Source organism: Terriglobia bacterium (assembly GCA_035712365.1).
In the GTDB taxonomy this organism is placed as follows: Bacteria; Acidobacteriota; Terriglobia; order UBA7540; family UBA7540; genus SCRD01.
Window position 1 is genome coordinate 60,626 of record DASTAW010000019.1, and the last position, 6,563, is coordinate 67,188.

A 6,563-nucleotide genomic window follows, 5' to 3' on the forward strand; every position below is an offset into this window, starting at 1 on the left:
CAATGCATGCGCGACCGGCATCCCGCCCCTCAGCGCCTGAGACGTCAGCCGTGCCAGCCCGGTTACATCGTGGGTCCGGGCCAAGACGGCCGTTAAGGCTAGTATTACCTTGAATTAACTTTTAGGCAAGAATCAGGCGGAAGTTGCCGGGTCCAACCACAAGTACCAAATTGAAGGGGTGACTTGCCTCTCTTTTTTCAACCTTCAGACTTCACACTTCATCCTTCAGTAATATCCCGGGCCCACCAGGCGCTCGATGCGCTTCTTGATAGGCGGGTGAGTGGAAAAGAGGTTGGAAAACATCTCGCGTCCGGTCAGCGGAGCGCAGATAAACATGTGCGCCATGGACGGTGAAACCCGCATGGGTACGCGCTTTGACCACTCGTCGATTTTTCTCAGCGCCCGCGCCAGCCCCTGAGGATTGCCTGTGATGTGCGCGCCGGTGGCATCCGCTTCATACTCACGGGAGCGCGAAATCGCCAGTTGAATGAGGACCGCTGCAAGGGGCGCCAGGATCATCATCGCGAGCGCCGAAAGCGCGCCGCCTTCGCGGTCATTCCCACCGCCCCCGAAGCCGAACATCTCTCCCCAGAAAACCATCCTGGCGATAAAAGTGATGGCGCCGGCCAGCGTGGCGACGACGGCGCTGGTGAGAATGTCGCGGTTGCGCACATGGCCCAATTCGTGCGCAAGCACTCCCTCAATCTCCTCGTCATCGCACAGCTCCAGAATGCCGCGCGTCACAGCCACCGAAGCATGGTTGGGGTTGCGCCCCGTCGCAAACGCGTTGGGTGAATCGGTGGGAATCATATAGATCTTGGGCACGGGTATGCTCGCCTTGCCTGCCAGACGCTCGACAATCTGGTAGATGCGTGGACTTTCCTCGCGCGAAATGGGCTGCGCTCCCGACATGGAAAGGGCGATCTTGTCCGAGAAGAAATAGCTGCCAAAATTCATCACTGCTGCCAGCACCAGGGCGAGAATCATGCCGTTCTGTCCACCCACGAGCAGCCCGATCACCAGGAGAACGCCGGTCAGAAGCCCCAGCAATGCCGTTGTCTTAAGGTTGTTCCACATAACATTTGAGGTGGGCAAGACGCCCTCCCTCCCCCTTACTTCTTAGATGCCAGTTGCATTCCCGCCGTTCCATCGGCGGAGGCATCTCAGGCCCTATTCGCCCCTGCTGACAGGATATCCCTTCGCTGCCCAATCTTTGCCAAAATTATCCCGAATGTGCACCACCTTGACGTTCGTGAAGCCCATTCTCTGCAGGGCCTCAAACGCCGGACGAATGTTCGGGCATTTCTCCCACGGGCAGCACCCGCAGTAAAGAACGATCGCCCGCCTCGGTGGAACGCCCTCAACGCAGGTCTTCAGCCGTGTGATGCCCTCAGCATTGCGTCCCGGACCGCAGTATTTCGATCCCGGAATATGTCCCTGCCCGTAAAGCCGCTCAAAGCCCACTTGCAACAGCAGCGGCTTGGCGGCGGAACTCTGAAGTTCGCGGGCCAGACCGGCTGGTTGGATCACCTGTTGCTGGCTCCAGGGATTGGTGGCGGAAAAGGCGCATGCGCTCAAAGCCAGACAGACGGCACAAGTCGCAATGGCAGTAGATAAAAGAGTTTTCCTCACGAATACGATACTACCACGTAGCCGAGACCCCCCGCAGCATGGCGAGCTAAATCCCGCCAGACTCCAGGGCCCTTGGCGAATCCCACAGAATGCGGAAAAGCCCCTCGGAACCGGGGTGGTATAATTTTCGAAGGTGAGCGCCGTTAGGACCCTACCCTATGAAATCGCTTGAGGAATATCTCAGCCTGGCAGCTCGCGACCACGGCCATATGTGCCCCGGGCAGGTCCTGGGCGTGCGAATGGCCATGCTGGGTCTCAAGCAACTGGGAATCGAGGACCCGATCGCGCACCGCAAACGCCTGCTGACATTTGTTGAAATCGACCGTTGCGCAACCGACGCCGTCAGCCTGGTGACAGGGTGCCGCCTGGGGAAGCGGTCGCTGAAATACCTCGACTACGGAAAAGTTGCGGCCACTTTTGTCGATCTCGAAACGGAGCGAGCGGTGCGGATCGTGGCGCGCGAGGATGCTCGTGAAAAAGCCAAAATGTTCGGAGGAAATCCTGCTGATCCTCACCGCCAGCAGCTCGAGGCCTATAAGGTGATGGACGAAGCCGAGCTTTTCACCGTGCAGCGAGTTCGAGTAAAACTTCGCCCGGAGGATCTGCCCGGACGCCCGCGTAGGCGCGTCAACTGCGACCGGTGCGGCGAGGGCATCAATGACGGACGCGAGAGCCGGGTGGATGACCGCGTGCTCTGCCGGAACTGCGCCGGTGAAAGCTATTATGAAGTGCTCGACGGCCGCTAGGTTGTTGGACGCGCCTTGCCGGAATCGAACCAAGTATGGGCAATCGCCTACAACCCATCAGACCTAAACGGATGGACCCTCTGCCGCCCGTCTTCCTGAAGCAGAAGCGCTACTGGCCCGTGGCAACGCTCGCCCTGATCGGGCTGTGCATCGTGGTCTTTATCCTGATGACACTGGCGGGCGGCTCAAAAAACACCGAAGTTCTGCTGAATTTTGGCGCGTCTTATGCGCCTTATTTCCACCGCGGAGACGACTGGCGGCTGGTGATGCCAATGTTTTTGCACATCGGGTGGTTTCACCTGGCCGTCAACATGTATGCGCTTTACCTGCTGGGACCGATCCTGGAACGCATTTATGGCTACACGCGCTTCTCCCTGATTTACGTGGGCGCGGGTATTGCCAGTTCCTGGCTGTCGATGGCGAGGACCCACAACGTCGCCGCGGGAGCTTCCGGGGCCATATTCGGCATCGCCGGGGCCATGCTGGTGATCGGACATTTGTATCCGGAGGTAGTTCCGCGGCGCTGGAGAAGGGCCTTTGGTTGGGGCATGGTGCTGCTGATTGCCCTCAACTATGGCATCGGGCTGAGCATGCCCAATGTGATCGATAACTGGGGCCACACGGGCGGCCTGGCCTGCGGCATAGTGCTGGCTTCGTTCATTCCTCCTCCACTCGCTGTGCGGTCTTACCGGTGGACGCTCTCCGCCATTCCCCGGCAGGCCGTAATCGTTCCAATCGCCATTGTGGGGCTGGCCATGTTCGCGACGGCCAGCCAATATCGGGCCACGCAGCAGGTCACCCGGTTGATTGCGGAAGGCCGGCACTACTGGGAACAGCGGCAGGATGAGCAGGCGGTGGAACGGTTCCAGCAGGCGGTGCGCGAATACCCGCGCGATGAGCGCCCCTACGAAGCTCTGGCAGCCGTTTATCTCAGCCGCGATCAGTTTACGGACGCCATCGACGAATACAGCCAGGCCCTGCGTCAGAGTCCCGGCTCGCCTGCGGCGCGACTGGGGCTGGCGGCAGCTTACGCGCGCCAGGGCCGGCCCGGCAAAGCACATGAGCTGCTGGCTGAGATCGTAGGCAAGAACCCCCAGACCGTTGAGGCACAGGAAGCGCTCGCCAACCTGAGCGCCGAGCAGAAGCTTTACCCGGAAGCTATCCAGCACTACCAGGTAGCCATCCGCCTCGAACCCGGCCTCGCTGAGCCCCGCAACAACCTTGCATGGCTGCTGGCAACCGCCGACGACGCCCGCTACCGCAATCCCTCGGAAGCGCTCGCACAGGCGCAGCAGGCAGTCAAATTGAGCCAGTGGAAAGAAGCGGCCTTTATCGATACCCTGGCCGAGGCGCTCTACCTGAATGGCAAGTACGAACAGGCCGTGGAAACCCAGAAAAAAGCTCTGGCGCTCGATCCGGGCGACAAAACCATGCACGAGCACATGACCAAGTACCAGAAAGCCGCCGGAACATAATTCTGCAAATCGCAACTTCTCTTTCGTCCGTGGTCCCCAACAGGTACGAGTGGGTTCGTTGAATGATGGGAATCTATTTCGCGGTGCCGAGTGCATAACGCGTCATAGCGAATGCTCATTTTGTGGATTATCCACTCACCCTGCGCTATGATTGCTCCATCATTCCGGTTCGGGGCAGGCAATCCTTTCAGTAGAGGGGCACGCGATGAGCACATCTTTGGGGCAAAGCGCGCCGGTTGAAGGCAGCCACGCGACTGTCACGCCGGAGAAGATCATGCAAATCGGCCTGGGGTTCTGGGCATCGAAAACGCTTTTGAGTGCAGTTGAGCTGGGGGTATTTACTTACCTTGGCAAAGGGCCGCTTACCGGCGATGAACTGGCCCAAGCGTCAGGGCTGCATCCTCGTAGTTCGCGCGATTTTCTCGATGCGCTGGTGGCGATGGGGATGCTGGACCGGCACGATGGGCGCTATTCCAACACGCATGAGTCCAACATCTTTCTCGACAAGAACAAGCCCAGCTATATCGGCGGAATGCTGGAGATGGCCAATACGCGGCTCTACGCTCATTGGGGATCACTGACGACAGGTTTGCGGACCGGTCTTCCGCAAAACGAAGTCAAGGGTGGGAACGAAAATACTTTTGACGCGCTCTATTCCGATCCCGACCGGCTGCGAACGTTTCTCAGCGCCATGACCGGAGTCAGCATCCCATCGGCCATGGCCATTGCCCGGAAATTCCCGTGGAAAAAGTATCGGACATTTGTCGACGTCGGCACGGCGCAGGGCGGGTTGCCCACACAGGTGGCCCTGGCGCATTCGCACGTCATCGGAAAAGGGTTTGACCTGCCTATCGTGCGGCCGATTTTCGAAGAATACGTGCATTCTTTTGGCCTGCAAGAGCGCCTGAGCTTCCACGCCGGCAACTTCTTTGAAGACCCGCTGCCTGACGCCGACGTCCTGGTGATGGGACACATCCTGCACGACTGGAACCTTGAAGAAAAAATGATGCTGCTCGAGAAGGCCGTGAAGGCTCTGCCCAAAGGCGGCTCTCTGATTGTCTACGAGGCCCTGATCGACGACGACCGCCGCCAGAACGCGTTCGGCCTGCTAATGAGCCTGAACATGCTGATTGAGACTTCGGGGGGATTCGACTACACCGGAGCCGATTGCAGTGGCTGGATGAAAAAAGTGGGCTTCGGCGAAACACGCGTGGAACACCTCGTCGGGCCGGATTCCATGGTCGTGGGAATCAAATAGGGCTGATCGCTTACACCTTCGAATGCGTGACGCGGACGGCGGGCATGCCGTCGCTTTCGTCGTAGACTTCAATATCGTGGAAGATGTTGGGGCTTTCTTTCTTCAGGACGTGGCAGACTTCCACGGCCAGCAATCGGATTTCAGTATCGGCATGCGGGCTGCCGCGCAATTCGAGGAAATGCCGCCAGGCGCGAGCATTACCCGTCACAAAAATCTTGGTTTCGGTGGCATTGGGCAGAACAGAGCGTGCGGCCTGCCGGGCCCATTTGCGGCGGTCGCGCGGGGCCATGTCGGGCTGCTTCTGCTGGACGTATTCGCTCGTGGCTTCCGCCAGCTCAGCATAGGCCTTGCGGACCGTGTCAATCGTCTGCTGCCACTTGGCGCGCAACGCCTCATTTTCCAGGTAAAGCGGCGGGACCACGTAGCGCGCGTCACCTTCGTCCACATAACGCTGCGAAAGCTGCGAATAACCAAAGCCCGCCCGGTGGCGCACCAGTTCGTGGGTAAGCGAGCGGCTGACCCCTGTGATCAGCAGGTTCCACACCGCGTGCTCCAGCACACTGCCGTGCTTGGAGATCAGGATGTTGTCCAGATATTCCTCATTGCTCTTGCGCCCTTTACCAAAGGACATGTAGCAGGTGCGCCCGGCAATTTCCGTCAGAACTTCAGCCGCCGCTTCCGTGTCCGTTGCGAACTGGACGCCTTCGTCTTCGAGAAAGCGGTCGAGTTCTTCAGGCACCACGGCCTGCCGCCCCAGGAGGTAAACTTTGGGTCGCGTGATGTATGGGTCAAGCGGTGGGTTGGTGGCCAAACGCGTTCTCTGCCCTGCTGACTCTGATTTTTGGATCTGCTTGAAAACCCAGGAGGAAAAGGGCTGCAACAGCCCTGGTGCTATTTCCCAATCTTGGCCGGAGCGGCCTCTGCTTTGGCTTTGCGAAAATTCGCGTATTTCTTTTGGAAACGCTCCACCCTTCCTGCGCTGTCAACCAGCTTCTGTTTGCCGGTGAAGAAAGGGTGGCAATTCGAACAGATTTCCACGTGCAGGACGGTGTCCTTATAGGTCGAGCGCGTCTGGAATGAGTGTCCGCAGGCGCACACAACCTGAACGTCGTGGTAATCCGGGTGTATTTCGGTTTTCATGGAACTCCTTGGAAACTGCTTTAGAAACATCGATTATAGCTTCCGAGGCCGAAACTTTCAATTCAGAATCTCAACCGGCGGTGATGTCAAGCTGCTTGTGTAAAAAGGTGGAGGGTGCGGTTTTTCCATTGAGACTTCTCATTTATTCCATTGAAGATGGCATAGATGATTCGGTCGAGGCTTTCGACGTTGACGAAGCAGACCATGGGCCGGGTGCGGCGACGGACTTCCACAAAGCAGCGCTCGATGGCGTTGGTGGTGCGCAGCTTGCGCCAGAGATGCCGGGGAAAATCGAAAAAGGTCAGCAGTTCC

8 protein-coding genes are annotated in these 6,563 nt (G+C 58.6%); 3 read left to right on the forward strand and 5 right to left on the reverse strand.

What is annotated here, in order from left to right:
* Positions 1–225: 225 nt before the first annotated feature.
* Complete coding sequence (locus VFQ24_05320) at positions 226–1,077, reverse strand: zinc metalloprotease HtpX (GenBank protein HET9177761.1); 852 nt, start codon at positions 1,075–1,077, stop codon at positions 226–228.
* A 93-nt stretch (positions 1,078–1,170) separates the two neighbouring features.
* On the reverse strand, positions 1,171–1,530 hold the full coding sequence (locus tag VFQ24_05325) for a rhodanese-like domain-containing protein (GenBank protein HET9177762.1): 360 nt from the start codon (positions 1,528–1,530) through the stop codon (positions 1,171–1,173).
* A 260-nt stretch (positions 1,531–1,790) separates the two neighbouring features.
* Here VFQ24_05325 and VFQ24_05330 point away from each other — a divergent pair, with 260 nt between their 5' ends.
* From VFQ24_05330 to VFQ24_05340, 3 genes are all read left to right on the forward strand, one after another.
* Positions 1,791–2,378, forward strand: a complete 588-nt coding sequence (locus VFQ24_05330; protein HET9177763.1) for an FmdE family protein — start codon at positions 1,791–1,793, stop codon at positions 2,376–2,378.
* A gap of 35 nt (positions 2,379–2,413) precedes the next feature.
* The gene (locus VFQ24_05335; GenBank protein ID HET9177764.1) at positions 2,414–3,853 is read left to right on the forward strand and encodes a rhomboid family intramembrane serine protease; all 1,440 of its coding nucleotides are present in this window, start codon (positions 2,414–2,416) and stop codon (positions 3,851–3,853) included.
* Between the two features lie 205 nt (positions 3,854–4,058).
* Positions 4,059–5,111: a methyltransferase gene (locus VFQ24_05340; protein ID HET9177765.1), complete on the forward strand. Its 1,053-nt coding sequence runs from the start codon at positions 4,059–4,061 to the stop codon at positions 5,109–5,111.
* A gap of 10 nt (positions 5,112–5,121) precedes the next feature.
* Here the strand turns inward: VFQ24_05340 and thyX are convergent, their stop codons facing one another.
* From thyX to VFQ24_05355, 3 genes are all read right to left on the reverse strand, one after another.
* Positions 5,122–5,922 (reverse strand): FAD-dependent thymidylate synthase, encoded by an 801-nt coding sequence (gene thyX, locus VFQ24_05345; GenBank protein HET9177766.1) that lies wholly within the window; start codon positions 5,920–5,922, stop codon positions 5,122–5,124.
* Between the two features lie 80 nt (positions 5,923–6,002).
* Positions 6,003–6,251 carry a 50S ribosomal protein L31 gene (gene rpmE / locus VFQ24_05350; GenBank protein ID HET9177767.1) on the reverse strand — a complete coding sequence of 83 codons (249 nt, stop codon included), beginning with the start codon at positions 6,249–6,251 and terminating at the stop codon, positions 6,003–6,005.
* 86 nt (positions 6,252–6,337) lie between these two features.
* Positions 6,338–6,559, reverse strand: a complete 222-nt coding sequence (locus VFQ24_05355; protein HET9177768.1) for a transposase — start codon at positions 6,557–6,559, stop codon at positions 6,338–6,340.
* Between the last annotated feature and the right edge of the window lie 4 nt (positions 6,560–6,563).

Excerpts from the sequence above, each read along its gene's own strand:
- VFQ24_05335 (HET9177764.1), top strand. The coding sequence starts at position 2,414 with ATGGGCAATCGCCTACAACCCATCAGACCTAAACGGATGGACCCTCTG.
- VFQ24_05330 (HET9177763.1), top strand. The coding sequence starts at position 1,791 with ATGAAATCGCTTGAGGAATATCTCAGCCTGGCAGCTCGCGACCACGGC.
- VFQ24_05340 (HET9177765.1), top strand. The coding sequence starts at position 4,059 with ATGAGCACATCTTTGGGGCAAAGCGCGCCGGTTGAAGGCAGCCACGCG.
- rpmE (HET9177767.1), bottom strand. The coding sequence starts at position 6,251 with ATGAAAACCGAAATACACCCGGATTACCACGACGTTCAGGTTGTGTGC.
- VFQ24_05320 (HET9177761.1), bottom strand. The coding sequence starts at position 1,077 with ATGTGGAACAACCTTAAGACAACGGCATTGCTGGGGCTTCTGACCGGC.